The sequence below is a fragment of the Alsobacter soli genome (genome assembly GCF_003004785.1).
Classification (GTDB): domain Bacteria; phylum Pseudomonadota; class Alphaproteobacteria; order Rhizobiales; family Beijerinckiaceae; genus Alsobacter; species Alsobacter soli.
In genome coordinates, this window is record NZ_PVZS01000013.1 from 38,365 (window position 1) to 56,120 (window position 17,756).

A 17,756-nucleotide genomic window follows, 5' to 3' on the forward strand; every position below is an offset into this window, starting at 1 on the left:
GGCGGCGGACCCGAAGACGGAGCCCGCCTCTTAGAGCATTTCGGGCGGCGGGGGAAAGCCTGCTTCGGCCTTACACCGTCACCTGGGTGCCCACCTCCACCACGCGGCCGGTCGGGATCTGAAAGAAGTCCGTGGCGTCCGAGGCGTTGCGGGCGAGCGCGATGAAGAGCTTGTCCTGCCAGAGCGGCATGCCCGACTGGGCGGCCGGCTTGATCGACCGGCGGGACACGAAGAAGGACGTCGACATGATATCGAAGGTCCAGCCGAGCTTGCGGGCGATGGCGAGACCGCGCGGAATGTTCGGGCTCTCCATGTAGCCGAATGTCATCTTCACGCGCGAGAAGTGGTCGCTGACGGGCTGGATGGTGATCCGATCCTCCTCGCGCACGCGCGGCGTGTCGGCGGTGGAAACCGTGAGGATCACGTTCTTGTCGTGCAGAATCTTGTTGTGCTTCAGGTTGTGGAGCAGCGCCGTGGGCGCGTAGTCCGGGTCGCTGGTGAGGAAGACCGCGGTGCCCTGGACGCGGTGCGGCGGCTTCTTCTCGAGGTTGCGGACGAGCATTTCGAGCGGCACCTCGGACCGGCGCGTCTTGTCGGCCAGGATGCGGGTGCCTTTGCGCCAGGTCGCCATGAGCAGGATGAGGCACGAGGCGAAGACCAGCGGGGCCCAGGCGCCGTCCAGCAGCTTCAGCAGGTTGGCGGCCAGGAAGGTCGAGTCGATCATCAGGAACGGCGCGACCAGCAGGGCGGCGGCCCAGGGCTTCCAATGCCACATGCGCCAGATGACGATAAAGGCGAGCGTCGCATCGACGACCATGGTGGTGGTGACCGCGATGCCGTAGGCCGAGGCCAGGGAGCTCGACGAGCGGAACAGCAGGACGAGGATCAACACGCCCGTCAGCAGCAGCGTGTTGATGCGCGGGATGTAGATCTGGCCCGAGTGCGTTTCCGAGGTGAACCGGATGTCGATGCGCGGCAGGAGGCCGAGCTGCACGGCCTGGCGCGTCAGAGAGAAGGCGCCGGTGATCACCGCCTGGCTGGCGATGATGGTGGCGGCCGTCGCCATGCCGACGACCGGGATCAGGGCCCAGTCCGGGTAAAGCATGAAGAGCGGGTTCTCGAGCGCCTCGGGGTGCGACATCACGAGGGCGCCCTGGCCGAAATAGTTGATCACGAGCGAGGGAAGAACGAGGCCGAGCCAGGCGATCTGGATCGGGCGGCGTCCGAAATGGCCGAGGTCCGCATAGAGCGCCTCGCCGCCGGTGACGGCCAGGAAGACCGCGCCGAGCGTCACGAGCCCGATGAGCTTGTGCTGGGCGAGGAAGACCAGGCCGTGGCTCGGATTCAGCGCCAGCACGACGCCCGGGTCGTCGCTGATGTGGGTGATGCCGCCGAGCGCCAGGACACCGAACCAGGCGATCATGATCGGGCCGAAGGCGGCCGCCACCTTGGCGGTGCCGCGGCTCTGGACGGCGAACAGCAGGACGAGGATGCAGACCGTGATCGGCACCACGTAATGCTCCAAGGCAGGCGTGATCAGCTTCATGCCTTCCACGGCCGAGAGCACCGAGATCGCCGGGGTGATGACCGAGTCGCCGTAGAACATGGAGGCGCCGATGACGCCAAGCGCCAGCATGTAGCCGCGGCCCTTCTTCAGGGTGCGCTGGGCCAGCGCCATCAGGGACAGCGTACCACCCTCGCCGTTGTTGTCGGCGCGGAGCAGGATCAGAACGTATTTGGCGGTCACAACGAGCAGCAGCGCCCAAACGATGAGCGACAGCACGCCCAGGACCGTCTCGCGCGGGATCACCGGGTGGGCGCCGGGTTGATTGTGCGCCCCCGCAGCGGCCAGCAGGGCTTCGCGGAAGGCGTAGAGGGGACTCGTGCCGATATCCCCATAGACCACGCCGATGCTGCCGACCGTCAGCCCGATGAGGCTGCTCTGTCCGTGGCCTTGGCTTTTCCCGTGCCCCGCAACTTGCGCCGCCGCGCTCTCGCTCACGGATGACCTCGCCTCTCAAGCACGTCCCGATCAGGGATCGGGAGCAATGCGGCATGACCTTGCCGGTTCCCCCGGGCGGCGGCGCTTATATCACCGCCGCGGCAGGTTTCCATCCGTCCGGCCACAGTCCAGACAAAATGGTTACGGCTGCGCTGGCAAGCAGGTTCTGCAGTGGTTCGCGCAAGAGTGGCGGAGCGTCGCCCACACCGGAATCGGCCGGAGCGCTTCCGCTGCGGCAGGGGTTCCGCTATTGATGCCCGACACCGTAGGGCTCCACGCAATCGAACGGTCGACATGACAGAGCAGATCTCCCGGGCTTCCAACCTCCTCGCCGGCAAGCGCGGGCTCGTGATGGGCGTCGCCAACAACCGCTCGATCGCGTGGGGAATCGCCCGCGCCGCGCACCAGCACGGCGCCCAGCTCGCTTTCACCTACCAGGGCGAGGCGCTGGAGAAGCGGGTGCGCCCGCTCGCGAACGAACTCGGCGCCGCCGTCGTGGGCCATTGCGACGTCACGGACGCGGCTTCCATGGACGCCGTCTTCGCCGAGGTCGAGAAGCTGTGGGGCGGGCTGGACTTCGTGGTCCATTGCATCGCCTTTTCCGACAAGGACGAGCTGACCGGTCGCTATGTCGACACGACCGAGGCCAACTTCACCAAGTCGCTCCTCATCTCCTGCTACTCTTTCACGGCCATCGCGCAGCGGGCCGAGAAGCTGATGCGGGACGGCGGGTCGATGCTGACCCTCACTTATTACGGCGCCGAGAAGTGGATGCCGCACTATAACGTCATGGGCGTCGCCAAGGCCGCGCTCGAGGCGTCGGTGCGCTACATGGCCGCGGACCTCGGCCCGAAGAACATCCGCGTCAACGCCATTTCGGCCGGCCCGATCAAGACGCTGGCGGCCTCCGGCATCGGCGACTTCCGCTACATCCTGCGGTGGAACGAGTACAATGCGCCGCTGCGGCGCACCGTGACGACCGAGGAGGTCGGCGACACCGCCGCCTATCTGGTGTCCGACCTGTCCCGCGGCATGACGGGCGAGATACTCCACGTCGACGCCGGCTACCATGTCGTCGGCATGAAGAACCCCGAGGCGCCGGACATCACGCTCGAGAAGGCGTGACGTGAAGGATGGGTTCTGATTATCGGCTGTACTTCATCCGCCACGGCGAGACCGACTGGAACGCCGAAGGACGGCTGCAAGGCCAGCAGGACATCCCGATCAATGAGCGCGGGCGCTTCCAGGCGGTCGAGGCGGGGCGCAAGCTGGGCAAGCTCGCCCCGCATGCGGGCGAATTGCGCTGGAACGTGAGCCCCCTCTGGCGCACGCGCGACACGGCCGAGCGGGCGCGCCGGGCCCTGCACCTCGATCCCGACGGGTACGAGCTCGATCCCATTCTCAAGGAAATCTCCTTCGGCGACTGGGAGGGACGAACCTGGCGTGAACTCCGGAAGGCCGAGCCTGAAGCCGCGGCGGAACGCGAATCCCGGAAATGGACTTACGTCCCGCCGGGCGGCGAAAGCTACGCCATGCTGACGGATCGGGTGCGGCCCTTCGCCGAGGCGCTCGCGGGTGAGAGCGTGGCGGTCGCCCACGGAGGCGTCGCCCGCGCCCTGCTGGTTCTGCTCTGCGGGCTGCCGGCGGAGCGGGCGTGCAGCGCCGACATCTGGCAAGGACGCGTCCTGCTCTTCGAAAAGGGCCGCTTCAGCTGGATCTGAGCGCCCCGGGACGCCATCTTCCCCCTGACGCCGCCCTTTCTCGCTGTCTCGCGCACCTCTCGCCGTGGATGAACGGCGGCGTTCACCTTCGTTCATCGTGGGTTCAGCCGCTTGGTTGCATAGAGGATGTGTCGCGAGGAGGCTTCCGTGCCTCCAAGCACCTCGTCTGACGCGACAGAAGCCGCGGGCGGGCACACAGGGACTTGAGGGCGCTGCGGGGGCATCGTCACGAGCCAGGCGGATGCGACGGGGGCTTGCCCCCGAACGGAGACGCTTTGCCGACGATGACCGCGACGCCGGAGGACGCAGCAATGAACCGGGTTCCCACCGACCTCGTGGCCTCGAATTCCGCAGCCCGCGCCAGCGCGGCGCCGCAGGAGCCGGCCATCCTCCGGGGCGACATGCGGCCGGACCTGCTGCGCGACGAAGTCCTGGCCGAAATCTTCGCGGCCACCGCGGACCGGCACGCCGACAAGGCGGCCATGATCTGCCGGGGCGAGATCCTGACCTATGCGCAGGTCGAGGCGCAGGCCAACGCGATCGCGCGCGGGCTTGCGGACCGCGGAGTTGGTCCGGGCGACGTGGTCGGCCTTTGGGCGCCGCGGGGCGCCGAGTTGCTCATCGCACAAATCGCTGTCGCCAAGTCGGGCGCCGCGTGGCTGCCCTTCGACGCGGACGCGCCCGTGGAGCGCATCGCCGTCTGCCTGGCGGACGCCGAGGCCAAGGGCCTTCTCACCTGCGCGGCCTTCACCGAGCGCGCCGCCGGCGCGGGCGTGGCCGTGCTGACCGCCGCCCTGCTGTCGGAAGGCCAGAGCGGCGAGCGGTTCTGCCCGCGCGAGCGGGGCCTGACGCCGGACCACCCGGCCTACATGATCTACACCTCGGGCTCGACCGGCACGCCCAAGGGCATCGTGGTCAGCCATCGCAACATCACGCATTACCTGCGGGCGGCCAACACGCTGTTCGGCCTCACCCATGAGGACGTGATGTTCCAGAGCGCCTCGGTGGCATTCGACCTGTCCATGGAGGAGATCTGGGTCCCTTACCTGGCCGGCGCCACGCTTTGGGTCGCCACGCCGGAGGTGATGGCTGAGACCGACAAGCTCGCTGACGTGATCGCCGAGGCCGGCGTCACCGCCATCGACACGGTGCCGACTCTGCTCGGCCTGTTTCAGCGCGACATCCCGAGCCTGCGGGTCATCATCCTGGGCGGCGAGGCCCTGCCGGCCTCCCTGGTGACCAAGTGGGCGCGCGACGGCCGGCGCGTGTTCAACACCTATGGGCCCACGGAAGCGACTGTCGTCGCCACCGCCTGGGAGGCGAAACCCGGCGAGCCGGTCACGATCGGCCGGCCGATCGCGAACTACACCTGCTATGTGGCGGCCGAGGACCTGACGCTGCTGCCGCCCGGCGTGCAGGGCGAGTTGCTGATCGGCGGCCCTGGCGTGGCCCAGGGCTACCTGAAGCGTCCCGAGTTGACCGCCGAAAAATTCATCGCCAACCCGTTCGTGTCGGACGGCGCGGACACGGTGCTTTACCGGTCAGGCGACGCGGTGAGCATGGACGCTGCGGGGAACATCGTGTTCCACGGCCGCATCGACGACCAGGTGAAGATCCGCGGCTTTCGCGTGGAGTTGGGCGAGATCGAGGCCAAGCTGGATGAGCTGCCCGGCGTGGCCCAGTGCGCGGTGGTGCTGCGCCAGGATGACGGCCTCGACCGCCTCGTGGCGTTCGTGGCGCCGGAAGCCGAAGGCAAGCTCGACCGCATGCAGGTGCGCATGGCGCTCGCCGAACGGCTGCCGTCCTACATGGTGCCGTCGCGCTTCGAACTCGCCACGTCGCTGCCCCGCCTGATCTCCGGCAAGATCGACCGCAAGGCGCTGAAAGCCATGCCGCTTGCGAGCGCCGCGGGGTCCGCCGAGGAGCAGGAGCCTGCGCGCACGCCGACCGAGGGGAAGTTGCTCGCCGCGGCGCAGACCGTGTTCCCGGGCCAGAGCATTCCGTTCGAGGCGGATTTCTTCAATGAGCTGGGCGGTCATTCGCTGATCGCGGCGCGCTTCGTGTCGGCCGTGCGCCAGAACCGCGGCTTCGAGGCCGTGACCCTCCAGGACATCTATGGCCAGCGTACGCTGAGGGCCATGGCGACCGCCATCGACGCGCGCGCCGCGACCGAGGGTGAGCAGGCGGACCTTTCGTTCGAGCCCCCGCCCTTCCGTCGGCGCTTCCTGTGCGGCCTGGCGCAGGCCGTCTCCATGCCCTTCATCCTGGGCCTGGTGACGATCCAATGGCTCGGTCTGTTCCTCGCGTCCGTGTTCCTGCTGCAGGACGATCCCAGCCTGCTGGCCGAGATCCCCGTGCTGCTCGGCATCTATGTGGCGCTGAACATCGGCACGAAGGCGCTCATCGTGGCGCTGAAATGGGCCATCGTCGGCAAGACCAAACCTGGGCGCTACCCGCTCTGGGGCGCTTACTACTTCCGCGTCTGGTTCGTGCAGCGCCTCATCCAGGTCACCACGATCAAGTTCCTGCAGAACTCGCCGCTGATGCGCGTCTATCTGCGCGCTCTCGGCGCGAAGGTCGGCAAGGACGCCATGATCTCGGACTTCGAGGCCGGCGCCATCGACCTGATCAGCATCGGCGACCGGGCCAGCCTGGGCCTCAAGACCAAGTTCGCCAATGCGCTGGCGATCGGCAATGAGTTCGTGATCGGCAAGATCGACATCGGCGCCGACGCCTACACGGGCTCCTCGTGCTCGTTTGGGCCCAACAGCGTGGTCCAGGAAGGCGCGCAGCTCGGAGACCTGACCTCAGTCGGTCCCGACATGACCATTCCGGCCTGGGAGACCTGGACCGGCTCGCCGCCCCGCAAGACGGGCGAGGTCGACCGCGCCTCCATGCCGGCGTTCCCGGAGGTGTCCACGGCTACCCGCTGGCTGCAGAACGCGACCTATGCGGGTTCCTATGTGGTCATGCTGATGCTCGGCCTCGTGCCGATCTTCCCGGCCTTCTACATCCTGTACAACCTCGACGCGCTCATTGACGGCAAGGTCGACTACTCGGTCAGCTGGAGCACCCTGCCCTTCCTGGCTTGGCCGACGGCGATGGCGCTGATCGTGGTGGCGGTGGCGATCATCGTGGCGCTGCGGTGGATCATCCTGCCGACCCGCGTGCAGTCCGGTCACTATTCGATCCACAGCTGGTTCTATGTGCGGAAGTGGATGGTCGGCCTCGCCACGGAGGTGACGCTGGAGACGGTCTCGTCACTGTACGCCACCGTGTTCATGCGCCACTGGTACCGGATGCTCGGCGCCAAGATTGGCCGCGGCACGGAAGTTTCGACCAACCTGGCCGGCCGCTACGACTTGGTGGAGCTCGGCGAGGACAATTTCGTCGGCGACGAAGCGGTGCTGGGCGACGAGGAGATCCGCAACGGCTGGATGATCCTGGAGCCCGTGAAGACCGGCGACCGCGTGTTCATGGGCAATGACTCCGTGATCCCGCCCGGCTCCGTGCTGGAGAGCGACTGCCTGATCGGCGTGAAGTCGACCATCCCGTCCAGCCTGCATGTGAAGACCGGCGAGATCTCCTTCGGCAGCCCGGCGATGCTGATCCCGGCGCGCCAGAAGGTGAAGGCTGACGCGCAGACCACCTATCGGCCGTCGAAGTGGTGGGTGTTCGGCCGGACCATCTTCGAGACGCTGCACACCTCGCTGCCGACCGCGACCTTCATCACCTGCGGCTACATGACAGCCGACCTGATGGAGGCCCCGATCACCAATGCCGAGTGGGGCAAGGCCACGGCCATCTTCCTCGCCGCCGGCATCGTGATCGCGCTGGCCCTGGTGGCGGTGTCCGTGGTCGTCAAGTGGCTGCTGATGGGCGTCTACAAGCCCACCATGAAGCCGATGTGGTCCTTCTGGGCCATGCGCACCGAGGCGGTAGCCGTGCTGTACGGCGGCCTCGTCGGGAAGGCCTCGGTGGAGTTCCTCCGCGGCACGCCGTTCCTGCCCATGATCCTGCGCCTCTACGGCACGAAGATCGGCAAGGGTGTGTGGATGGACCTGACGGACATCACCGAGTTCGACTGCGTGAAGATCGGCGACTTCGCCACGCTCAACATGGGCGCCTGCCTGCAGACGCACCTCTACGAGGACCGCATCATGAAAGTCGGCCGGATCGAGGTGAAGCAGGGCGTGCATGTCGGCTGGGGCACGACGGTGCTCTACGACAGCACCGTTGGCGAGTTCGCTCAGCTCGGCCAGCTGACGATCGTGATGAAGGGCGAGAACATCCCGGCCAACACGGCCTGGGCCGGCGCACCGGCGATGCCGGTGCGGGTTGCGAAAGCGGCCGCCGTTGAGGTGAAGGCGGCCGCGTAAGCCCCTCCCTTCGGGACCAGCAAAAAAGGCGGCCTCAGGGCCGCCTTTTCGTTTCAAGCGCCTGGAAACCGAGCCGGTCAGAGATCCTTGCGCGGATCGAAGGTCTGCACCTCCGCCCAGCGCTTCATGAGCGCCTCGAGCTCGGAGTCCTTCTCGGGGGGCAGAACGACCTCGACAGTGACCAGCAGGTCGCCCGCGCCTTCGGGAGCAGGCAGACCTTTGCCGCGCAGTCGGAGCGTGCGACCGCTGGACGAGTAGGCGGGAATGGAAACCTCAACGGCCCCCTCGAGGGTCGGGACACGCACCTTCGCGCCAAGCACGGCCTCGTCGAGACGCAGCGGGAGGCGCAGGCGAAGGTCCTTGCCTTCGACGGCGAAGCGCCGGTCGGGCCGCACCCGAACCGTAAGAAGGAAGTCGCCGGCCGCGCCGCCCCAGGGGCTCGCCTGGCCCTGGCCCTTCAGGCGGATGACCTTTCCATCCGTGACGCCGGCCGGGACCGTGACCTCGACGTCCTTGCCGGATGGCAGGGTTACGCGCGCCTTCGTTCCCTTGGCGGCGTCGGCCAGTGACACGGTCACCTCGCCAGCCACATCCTCGCCCGCGGGGCGCTTGGCCTGACGCGTGGTGCGCTGGCCCCCACCCGAGAACAGGTCGGCGAAGATATCGCCCGGGTCGAAGCCGCCCGGCCCCGTGCGGGCGCGGAACCCACCGCCGCCCGGCTCGAATCCGAAGTTGAAGCCCTCGAAACCCGCCCCTCGCCCAGCGCCGAAGCCGGCCCCTGCCCCTGGGCCGCCGCCATGGGCGAAGCCCTCAAAGCCGGTGAAGCGGGGCTTGCCCTCGGCGTCGATCTCGCCGCGGTCGAACTGCTTGCGCTTGGCGTCATCGCCCAGGATCTCGTAGGCGTTGGTGAGCTCGGAGAATTTCTCGCGAGCCTTAGGGTCGTCAGGGTTGCGGTCCGGATGCAAGGCCTTGGCGAGCTTGCGGTAAGCCTTCTTGATGTCCGCCTCCTGCGCGGAGCGCGGCACGCCCAGGACATCATAGGGATCGCGCATCGTTCATCGTCTCCTGCGGGTGAATTGAAGCGCGGCCGCGCTTCTTCCCGGACCAAACGGGTCCGCGCGCCGTGGGCGCGCAAAACCGCTCGGCTCTAATCGTCACGCCTGATGTGGGGAGACTGTTGCCGATTCGCAACGGAGGTCCCGCCCGGCCTCCATCATATCGCTTCGGCGAACGGCTTCACCTTCTGCACGGTCCAGTCGCCCGCCCCGACCCGGCACGCGGCGCCGACCAGTTTCTCGTCGCGCCCTTGCACCCTCACCGTCGCCGTGAAGGAGCGGCAAACCTGGTCATTACGCAGGTATGCGGGCCCGTTGGGCGCGAAAGCGCCGGAGGAGCCCGTGTCGGCGTTCTTCCACGAGGCGCTGGGCCCCTTGTGCAACGGGTCGAGGGACAACGCCAGGGCCGGGCTCGCGACCTTCCAGTCCACGTCGTCGATGGCGGGAGCGAGAGGGGAGTTGGCCGGCGGCGGAAGGGAGCCGGTCACGTCGGGATCAACGACGCTCATGCCGGGCAGGACCATGGAGCAGCCGCACAGACCCGCGGACAGCATCGCGGCAGCCCCCGCCCGCGCCCATTTGCGCGACCAGCGAGAGCTTTGTGGAAGGCTGAGATGTCCCATATAAGTCGTCTGGCCGGCTCGGCGGGACAATGGCGATCCTCGTCAACTCTCTACACTCGCGCCCATTGAATGATCGGAAACGTTAATGGCTGGTGACTTCACCGGGTCGGACGACCCCTTCACGCTCTTCGCCGAGTGGTTCGAGGAGGCCAAGGCTTCGGAGCCGAATGACCCGAACGCCATGGCGCTCGCCACGGTTGATGAGAGCGGCCTCCCTGACGTCAGGATGGTGCTTCTGAAGGGCCAGGACGCGCGCGGGTTCGTGTTCTACACCAACACGGAAAGCGCCAAGGGCGTGGAGCTCGCGGCCAATCCGAAGGCCGCCCTCGTGTTCCACTGGAAAAGCCTGCGCCGGCAGGTGCGCGTGCGCGGGCCGGTCGAGCGCGTCACGGACGCGGAGGCGGACGCCTACTTCCAGAGCCGGCCCCGGGACAGCCGCATCGGCGCGTGGGCGAGCCAGCAGTCGCGTTCCCTGGAGAGCCGCTTCGCGCTGGAAAAGGCGGTGGCGCTCTACGCCGCGAAGTACGCAATTGGCGAGGTGCCGCGGCCGGCCCACTGGACCGGGTTCCGAATCCGCCCAGTGCAGATGGAGTTCTGGCAGGACAAACCGTTCCGTCTGCACGACCGTATCGTCTTCCGCCGCCCTCAACCTGAGGGCGACTGGAGCCGCGATCGGCTGTATCCTTGACCTGAATCCCCCGTTCGCACGCTTTGACTCCAGGGCGGCCGCCAGCGCAGCCGCCCAGCCCTGACAGGACCATCGATGCCCAACACCCTGAAGGAAAACGGCCCGAGGAAGACCATGCTGCTGACCGGCGCCAGCCGGGGCATCGGCCACGCCACGGTGAAGCGCTTCTCCGCGGCGGGGTGGCGCGTGATCACCTGCTCGCGGCAGCCGTTCCCGGAGAACTGCCCCTGGGAGATGGGCCCCGAGGACCACCTGCAGATCGATCTCGCGGACCCGGACAACACGGCCGAGGCGATCGAGGAGGTGAAGCGGCGGCTTGAGGACGGACGGCTGGACGCGCTGGTCAACAACGCGGCGATCTCGCCCAAAGGCCCCGGCGGTTCGCGGCTGGGCACGATCGAGACAGCGCTCCAAGACTGGAAGACGGTGTTCCAGGTCAACTTCTTCGCGCCCGTCATGCTTGCCCGCGGGCTCATGGGAGAGTTGAAGCGCGCCAAGGGTTCGGTGGTGAACGTCACCTCCATCGCGGGGTCGCGGGTGCATCCCTTCGCCGGCGCAGCCTACGCGACGTCCAAGGCAGCCCTCGCGGCTCTGACGCGCGAGATGGCGTCCGACTTCGGGCCGCACGAGATCCGCGTGAACGCGATCTCGCCCGGCGAGATCGACACGGCGATCCTGTCGCCAGGCACCGAAAAGATCGTCGCCCAGATCCCGCTGCGTCGGCTCGGGACTCCCGAGGAGGTGGCCAAGGCCATCTACTTCCTGTGCACCGACCAGTCGAGCTACGTCCACGGGGCCGAGATCCACATCAATGGCGGCCAGCACGTCTGACGCAGCCGTGTCCGATCCGCGGCTCTACCCGACCCGTCCGTTCCTGGCGGCGAGCATCGCCGTGTTCCGGAAAGGCAAGGTGCTCCTCGCCACGCGCACGAAGCCGCCTGCCCAGGCGCTCTTCTCCCTGCCAGGCGGCCTCGTCGAGCCGGGAGAGACCCTTGCGGAAGCGGCTCAGCGTGAACTCTACGAGGAGGTCGGGGTTGTCGCGGAAGTCGTCGGCTTCGTCCGGCACACGGAAGTCATCGAGCGGGACGAGGAACAGCGGGTGCTACGGCATTTCGTGATCGCAACTTTTGCGGCGCGATGGGTCTCGGGCGAGCCGGTCCCTGGGCCCGAGGCAGGAGAAGTCCTGTTCGCCGACCCCACCGCGCTCGGCGCGTTGCGCACGACGAGGGGGCTGGCCTCCGTCGTGGCGGAGGCCGCCGCGCTGGTGAGGTCGGCATGACCAAATCGTCACTGCTCCGCGCCGCTTTGTGCGCCTCCGCCCTGGTGAGCGCCCTGGATGGCGCTCACGCGCAATTCTATTGGCCCTGGGAAACCCCGCCCCGCCCGGCGCCGCAGATCATCATCCAGCGGCCGCAGCGCCATTACGCGCCGCCGGCCGCCGTTCAAGCTCCGCGCCGTCATGTTCGTCCCGGCGCCCACAAGGTCGATCGTTCTCCACGGCCGCAGAAGCCCGCCGAAGCAAAGCCGGCCGAGCCCAAGCCGACGGAGGAAGCGGCGCAGCCCCCGCCGGAGGAGCCGCCGCCGCCCTACGAGCCGCAGATGCTGCGGCTTTCCGAGCTGTTGGGCGCCCTCGCCTTCCTGCAGCCGCTCTGCGGCGGGGAGCCGGAGGCGCAATGGCGCGAGCGCATGAACGCGATGATCAACGCCGAGCAGCCCACGCCGCAACGTCGCGAGCGCCTCGCCGGGGCGTACAACAAGGGCTTCCGGGAGTACGCCGCAACGTACCGGCGCTGCACTCCGGCGGCCGAGGTGATCATCAGCCGCAGCCTGAACGAGGGTGGCCGGCTGACCCGCGACCTCACCAACCGCTTCGGGGGCTAAGCCAGGCCGGCCGCCATGCATGGCTGAGCGGCGCCTGGGCCGTTGCCAGCTGTGACGTCATCAGGTTGCATGTTCTCCGTCAGGGAGGACACCAATGGCTCAAATCGCCGATCTCACCGCGGTCGAATTGCTTCAGCACTACCGGCGCAAGGCGCTCTCCCCCGTGGAAGTCGCGCGGGACGCGCTCGCCCGCAAGGCGCTGCACGAGCCGGCGATCAACGTCTTCTGCGGTGGCGCGGAGGAAGACGCCCTCGTGATGGCGCGCGCCTCGGAGGCGCGATGGTCGAAGGGCGAGCCCTGTGGCCCCTTGGACGGCGTGCCAGCCACCATCAAGGACAACATCGCCGTCAAGGGCTGGACAAATTTCAAGGGATCGGCAGTCACCTCCAAAGCGCCGGCCGACGAGGACGCGCCGGCCGTCGCGCGGATGCGGGAAGCCGGCGCCGTGTTTCTCGGGAAGACCTGCATGCCGGAATTCGGCTGGAAAGGGCTTGGCGACTCGCCGCTGACCGGGATCACGCGCAACCCCTGGAAGCTCGACCGGACACCCGGCGGTTCCTCCTCGGGCGGGGCGGGCTGCGCAGCGCTCAACATCGGATGCATCCACCTCGGCACGGATGGCGCGGGGTCGATCCGCATCCCGGGCGCATTCACGGGCGTTTTCGGCATCAAGGCCAGCTACGGACGCGTCCCCGCGCACCCGATCTCCGTCATGGGTTTCCTGGCTCATGTCGGGCCGCTCACCCGGACGGTGGAGGACGCGGCGCTGGCCCTGTCGGTCATTGCGCAGCCCGACCACCGCGACATGACCGCGATGACGACGCCTCCACCAGACTACCGGATCGGGCTCGCGGACGGGGTCCGCGGGCTCCGGATCGCGTGGTCGCCCCGGCTGGGCTATGTCAAAACCGTGGACTCCGACGTGGCTCGCCTGACCGAGAACGCCGCACGGCGCTTCGCTGAGTTGGGCGCCACCGTGGAGGAAGCGGACCCTGGCTTCACGGATCCCCTCGAGACGCTTGTTACGCTGTGGTCCGCCGGAGCCGCGCTGGCGCTGGCGCCTTTCGGAGCGGAGGAACGGGCCCGCATGGACCCGGGGCTCGTCGCCGTCGCAGAGCATGGCGCCAAGGTCGGCGGCCCGGCCTATGCCGACGCGTTTTTGTACCAACGCAACGCGCTCGCGACCCGCATGGCGGAGTTCCACACCCGCTACGACCTGCTGCTCACGCCGACGCTGGCTACCACCGCCTTCGAGGCCGGGCGACTGACGCCCGCGGATGGACGTTTCGGAGACGACTGGATCGCCTGGACGCCGTTCTCCTACCCCTTCAACATCACGCAGCAGCCGGCCGCGACCGTGCCGTGCGGGCTTTCGGACGAAGGCCTGCCCGTCGGGCTTCAGATCGTGGGTCCCTATGGTGCCGATGCGCTCGTACTCCGAGCGGCGCGCGCCTTCGAATCAGCATTCGGCTGGGAGACCATCAGCGCGCCGCGGCCATAGGCGGAGCGGTCCACTCTGAGGCCATGCGGCACGCCCGCGGGGCGGCCACCGAAGAACTCTCACGCCCCCTGCGTGAAACCGGCGTCCTGACCAGCACGTTGTTCCGAAGGGGGCTGTGGGAGAACGGCATGAGCACCACCGTCAAGACCATCGCCGCCTGCGCGGCGCTTCTGATCGGCTCCGCAGGCTTGGCCGCAGCGCAGACAAGCCCTGGAGCCTCGGCCAATGCGCCAGGACAGGAAATGCAGACCAAGGGATCCGTCAAGGGATCGCCCGGCGCCTCCGGTTATGCTCCGGGCCACGAGAAGCGGACGAAACACTCGGCCAAGAGTTCAACCGGCGCGTCGAGCTTCGCGCCCGGACACGAAACGGGCTCGGTGAAGACCACGACAAAGAAGACGACCCACTGACGACGACCTGGCCGGGCCAAGCGCCCGGCCAGCTTGCATTTTGCTCCCCTGCTGCGTTCAGCTCGCTAAGTCAGGCTGGGGGCTGACCGCCCTGTCCAGTCGCAAAGCCGCGGTAACCAATTCCCTGGTGTAGGGGTGCTGCGGCGCCTGGAGCACCTGGGCCGTCTCTCCTCCCTCGACGATTTGGCCGTCGCGCATGACCAGCACGCGATCCGTGATGGCGCGAACGACGCCGAGGTCGTGCGAGATGAAGAGGTAACTCAAGCCAAGGCGCGCCTGGAGATCGGCCAGAAGCGCCAAGACTTGGGCCCGGATGGACACGTCGAGCGCCGAGACCGGCTCATCCAGCACGATGAGGTCCGGGCGGGTGATCAGCGCGCGGGCGATGGCCAGTCGCTGACGCTGGCCACCGGAGAATTCGTGCGGGTATTTCGATGCGTCGCTGGCCGCGAGGCCCACCTCTTCGAGAGCCGCAGCCACGCGGCGTCGAGCCTCAGGCTGTGTCAAATCCGGGAGCAGGCGCAGGGGCTCGGCGATGATCCGGCCGGCCTTGTGACGCGGATCAAAGGAGCCGTACGGGTCCTGGAACACCATCTGCACGCGCCGCCTGAAGGCCAGGAGTTCCGCCCCGGAGAGGTTGGCGGCGCCCCGCCCGTCGAATCGGATCGTCCCGCCCTGCAACGGTTCAAGCGCCAGGATCGCGCGAGCAGTCGTGGACTTGCCGCAGCCTGACTCTCCGACAAGTCCGAGGCATTCTCCTCGTCGGATCGCGAAACTCACGCCGTCCACGGCGCGTCGGCGCGGCGCAGGGCGGAAGGGATTGCGCCGCGGGAGGGCGTACTCCCGCACCAGTCCTTCGACTTCCAGCAACGTCACGGCCTTTAGGTCCGGCGCGCGGCGCGGGGGAGCGTATCGGGAACTGTCCAGCAAGGCCCTCGCATAGGGATGGCGAGCGCCGGTCCGGAACTCGGCCGCCCTGCCCTGCTCCAGCACCTGCCCACCTCTCATGACGGCGACATGGTCCGCCATGGCGTTCACGACGGCGAGGTCATGGGTGATCAACACCAGCCCGGCGCCGGTCTCTGCAACCAATCGCCTGAGGAGGCGCAGGATCTGAGCCTGGGTTGTGACGTCCAGCGCCGTGGTGGGCTCATCGGCGATGATCAGCTTCGGCTCCAGGGCGACGGCCATCGCCACCACGACCCGCTGACGCTGGCCGCCGCTCAGTTCGTGCGGATATCGGGAGAGCGGAATGGACTCAGGCGGAAGGCCAACCCTGGCCAGCACGCCGGCGGCGCGATTCAGGGCCTCTCGCTGACTGAGGCCAAGGTGCAAGCGAAAACCCTCGGCGACTTGGCGCCCAATCGTCTGAAGGGGGTTCAACGCCGTCATAGGCTCCTGGAAGATCATGCCGATCTCCCGCCCGCGTATCGCGCACATCTGCCTTTCGGGCAGGGCCGCCAGGTCGCGCCCGCCAAAGAGGATCCGCCCCTGGGCCCGCGCGCCGCGTGGAGTCAGGCGCATGATGCTGAGCGCCGTCAGGGACTTGCCCGAGCCGGACTCCCCGACCAGGCCCAGCACCTGGCCGGGCTCGACGGACAGGCAGACCCGGTCCAGCAGCGGAATATTGTTGATGGCGAGGCTGAGGCCCTCGACGTCGAGCAGCGCCACGTCATCGCTCCCGAGCCAGGCGAGGGTCGAGAACATCCCGCAGGCCATCGCCCAGCAGGTTCAGGCCAAGCACTGTGAAGATGATCGCGAAGCCGGGCAGGAGCGCGAGACGGGGCGCGAGCGCCATGAAGGTTTGCGCCTCGTTCAGCATGCGGCCCCAGCTCGGCGCTGGCGGCTGGATCCCAAGCCCCACATAGGAGAGCGCCGCCTCCGCCAGAACGCCTAGGGAGAGCTGGATCGTAGCCTGCACGATCACGAGGCTCACCATGTTGGGGAGGATATGCTCGAGCGTGATGCGGCTTGGCCCCTTGCCGGCGACGCGCGCGGCGAGCACAAAATCCCGGGTCCACAAGGGCAAGGCGGCGCCATAGGCCACGCGGGCGAACACCGGGACGTTGAACACGCCGATCGCGACCGCCGCGTTGATCCAGCCGGGGCCGAACACTTCCCGCAGCATGATGGCGACCAGCAGCGCCGGAAAGGCGAAGACGAAGTCGCTCGCCCGCATGATGGCGTGATCGGCGAAGCCGCGCGTCTGCGCGGCGAGAAGCCCCAGCGGGACGCCCAGGCCGGCGCCGAGCCCTACGGCCAGAATCGACACGGCCATGGAGGCGACCGCCCCGCGCATGATCATGGACAGCACATCACGGCCGAACTGATCCGTCCCGAGCCAGTGCTGAGGCGAAGCCCCCTGCAGCTTCGATGGAATGTCGATGGCAGTAGGGTCCCAGGGAGTCCACACGAGCGAGAGCGCCGCCATGAAGGCGATCATGATGGTGATGGCGGCCCCGGCCAGGAAGCTCGGATGGCGGAATGCTCGGCTTGCCCAGCAATCGCCAGGCGAAATCGAGAGCGGTTCGGAGCCAGCGCTCAAGCCCGTCTCCGAAGCCGCGGGTCCACCGCCGCATAGGTCAGGTCCACGATGAAATTCACGATGATCACGCTGGCGACGAGCAGCATGACCACACTCTTCACGACCGCGAGATCGCGTTGGTTGATGGCCTGGAAGACGAGGCGGCCCAGGCCGGGCAGGTAGAACACGTTCTCGATGATCACCGTGCCAGCCAGAAGGAATGAAAACTGGAGACCCATGATGGTGAGCACGGGGATGAGAGCGTTGCGCAAGGCATGCCTGCGCAGGGCCTGGCCTTCAGTGAGCCCCTTGGCGCGGGCCGTGCGGACATAGTCATCCGAGAGCGTGTCGAGCAGGGAGGACCGCATAACACGGGCGAGGATGGACGCCTGCGGCAGCGCCAGGGCCACCGCCGGCAGGATCAGCGCCCGGACGCCGCTCCATAAGCCGCCCGACCAGCCCGGGAAGCCGCCAGCGGGAAGCCACCGCAGAGTGATGGCGAACAGAAGGGCCAGCAACATCGCGAACCAGAAGTTCGGAACGGCGACGCCGACCTGGGTGGCGCCCATGATCCCGAGGTCCACGACGCTGTTGCGCCGGGCCGCCGCCCAAGCGCCGAGCGGGATCGCGATCGCGGTCGTGAGCGCAAGCGCCATCAGGGCCAGGGGCAGGCTGACGGCGAGGCGGTCTCGGACAAGCTCGGTCACCGGAGTGGCGTAGGTGTAGCTCATGCCGAGGTCGCCGCGGACCAGTCCCGTCACCCATGCCAGGTATCGCTCGGGCGCAGGCTGGTTCAACCCGAGCTTCTCGCGCAGGGCGGCCAGCGTGTCCGGTCTCGCTTCCGTGCCGAGCATCACCTGGGCGGGATCGCCCGGCAGCACTTCCATGACCACGAACACCACCGCAGACGCCACGGCCAGCGTGAGCGCGAGAGCGAGGAGACGGCGCAGGGCGAAAGTCAGCATGGCTGGC

The 17,756-nt window shown here is 67.9% G+C and carries 15 protein-coding genes; 9 read left to right on the forward strand and 6 right to left on the reverse strand.

Annotated elements, in window-relative coordinates:
- Window positions 1–70: 70 nt before the first annotated feature.
- Window positions 71–1,933 (reverse strand): potassium transporter Kup, encoded by a 1,863-nt coding sequence (locus SLNSH_RS13280; RefSeq protein ID WP_245422345.1) that lies wholly within the window; start codon window positions 1,931–1,933, stop codon window positions 71–73.
- 363 nt (window positions 1,934–2,296) lie between these two features.
- On the opposite strand from SLNSH_RS13280, the gene fabI reads away from it, so the two are divergent.
- From fabI to SLNSH_RS13295, 3 genes are all read left to right on the forward strand, one after another.
- Window positions 2,297–3,127, forward strand: a complete 831-nt coding sequence (gene fabI, locus SLNSH_RS13285; RefSeq protein ID WP_106337491.1) for an enoyl-ACP reductase FabI — start codon at window positions 2,297–2,299, stop codon at window positions 3,125–3,127.
- 8 nt (window positions 3,128–3,135) lie between these two features.
- Window positions 3,136–3,723, forward strand: a complete 588-nt coding sequence (locus tag SLNSH_RS13290; protein ID WP_106337492.1) for a histidine phosphatase family protein — start codon at window positions 3,136–3,138, stop codon at window positions 3,721–3,723.
- A 311-nt stretch (window positions 3,724–4,034) separates the two neighbouring features.
- The gene (locus SLNSH_RS13295; protein WP_106337493.1) at window positions 4,035–8,102 is read left to right on the forward strand and encodes a Pls/PosA family non-ribosomal peptide synthetase; all 4,068 of its coding nucleotides are present in this window, start codon (window positions 4,035–4,037) and stop codon (window positions 8,100–8,102) included.
- Between the two features lie 77 nt (window positions 8,103–8,179).
- On the opposite strand, the gene SLNSH_RS13300 is transcribed toward SLNSH_RS13295, so the two are convergent.
- Window positions 8,180–9,154, reverse strand: coding sequence for a DnaJ C-terminal domain-containing protein (locus tag SLNSH_RS13300; protein WP_106337494.1), 975 nt, complete (start codon window positions 9,152–9,154; stop codon window positions 8,180–8,182).
- A gap of 161 nt (window positions 9,155–9,315) precedes the next feature.
- Window positions 9,316–9,711 carry an RT0821/Lpp0805 family surface protein gene (locus tag SLNSH_RS13305; protein WP_158266754.1) on the reverse strand — a complete coding sequence of 132 codons (396 nt, stop codon included), beginning with the start codon at window positions 9,709–9,711 and terminating at the stop codon, window positions 9,316–9,318.
- 154 nt (window positions 9,712–9,865) lie between these two features.
- Here SLNSH_RS13305 and pdxH point away from each other — a divergent pair, with 154 nt between their 5' ends.
- The 6 genes from pdxH to SLNSH_RS13335 all read left to right on the forward strand — a co-directional run bounded on the left by pdxH (window position 9,866) and on the right by SLNSH_RS13335 (window position 14,260).
- Window positions 9,866–10,468, forward strand: a complete 603-nt coding sequence (pdxH, locus tag SLNSH_RS13310) for a pyridoxamine 5'-phosphate oxidase (RefSeq protein WP_106337496.1) — start codon at window positions 9,866–9,868, stop codon at window positions 10,466–10,468.
- A gap of 75 nt (window positions 10,469–10,543) precedes the next feature.
- A complete protein-coding gene (locus SLNSH_RS13315; RefSeq protein WP_106337497.1) occupies window positions 10,544–11,299 on the forward strand; it encodes an SDR family NAD(P)-dependent oxidoreductase in 756 nt (251 codons plus the stop codon).
- Window positions 11,280–11,747 (forward strand): NUDIX hydrolase, encoded by a 468-nt coding sequence (locus SLNSH_RS13320; protein ID WP_106337498.1) that lies wholly within the window; start codon window positions 11,280–11,282, stop codon window positions 11,745–11,747. The genes SLNSH_RS13315 and SLNSH_RS13320 overlap by 20 nt, the downstream gene beginning before the upstream one ends.
- Window positions 11,744–12,349, forward strand: a complete 606-nt coding sequence (locus SLNSH_RS13325) for a TIGR02301 family protein (RefSeq protein WP_106337499.1) — start codon at window positions 11,744–11,746, stop codon at window positions 12,347–12,349. The genes SLNSH_RS13320 and SLNSH_RS13325 overlap by 4 nt, the downstream gene beginning before the upstream one ends.
- 94 nt (window positions 12,350–12,443) lie before the next feature.
- Window positions 12,444–13,850 carry an amidase gene (locus SLNSH_RS13330; RefSeq protein ID WP_106337500.1) on the forward strand — a complete coding sequence of 469 codons (1,407 nt, stop codon included), beginning with the start codon at window positions 12,444–12,446 and terminating at the stop codon, window positions 13,848–13,850.
- 128 nt (window positions 13,851–13,978) lie between these two features.
- Entirely contained in the window at window positions 13,979–14,260 is a 282-nt protein-coding gene (locus tag SLNSH_RS13335; protein WP_106337501.1) for a hypothetical protein, read from the forward strand.
- Between the two features lie 57 nt (window positions 14,261–14,317).
- Here SLNSH_RS13335 and SLNSH_RS13340 read toward each other — a convergent pair whose 3' ends face one another.
- The 3 genes from SLNSH_RS13340 to SLNSH_RS13350 form a co-directional block, all read right to left on the reverse strand.
- Entirely contained in the window at window positions 14,318–15,967 is a 1,650-nt protein-coding gene (locus SLNSH_RS13340) for an ABC transporter ATP-binding protein (RefSeq protein WP_106337586.1), read from the reverse strand.
- A complete protein-coding gene (locus tag SLNSH_RS13345) occupies window positions 15,933–16,703 on the reverse strand; it encodes an ABC transporter permease (protein ID WP_106337587.1) in 771 nt (256 codons plus the stop codon). The genes SLNSH_RS13340 and SLNSH_RS13345 overlap by 35 nt, the downstream gene beginning before the upstream one ends.
- A 98-nt stretch (window positions 16,704–16,801) precedes the next feature.
- Window positions 16,802–17,749: an ABC transporter permease gene (locus SLNSH_RS13350; RefSeq protein ID WP_106337502.1), complete on the reverse strand. Its 948-nt coding sequence runs from the start codon at window positions 17,747–17,749 to the stop codon at window positions 16,802–16,804.
- Window positions 17,750–17,756 lie beyond the last annotated feature (7 nt).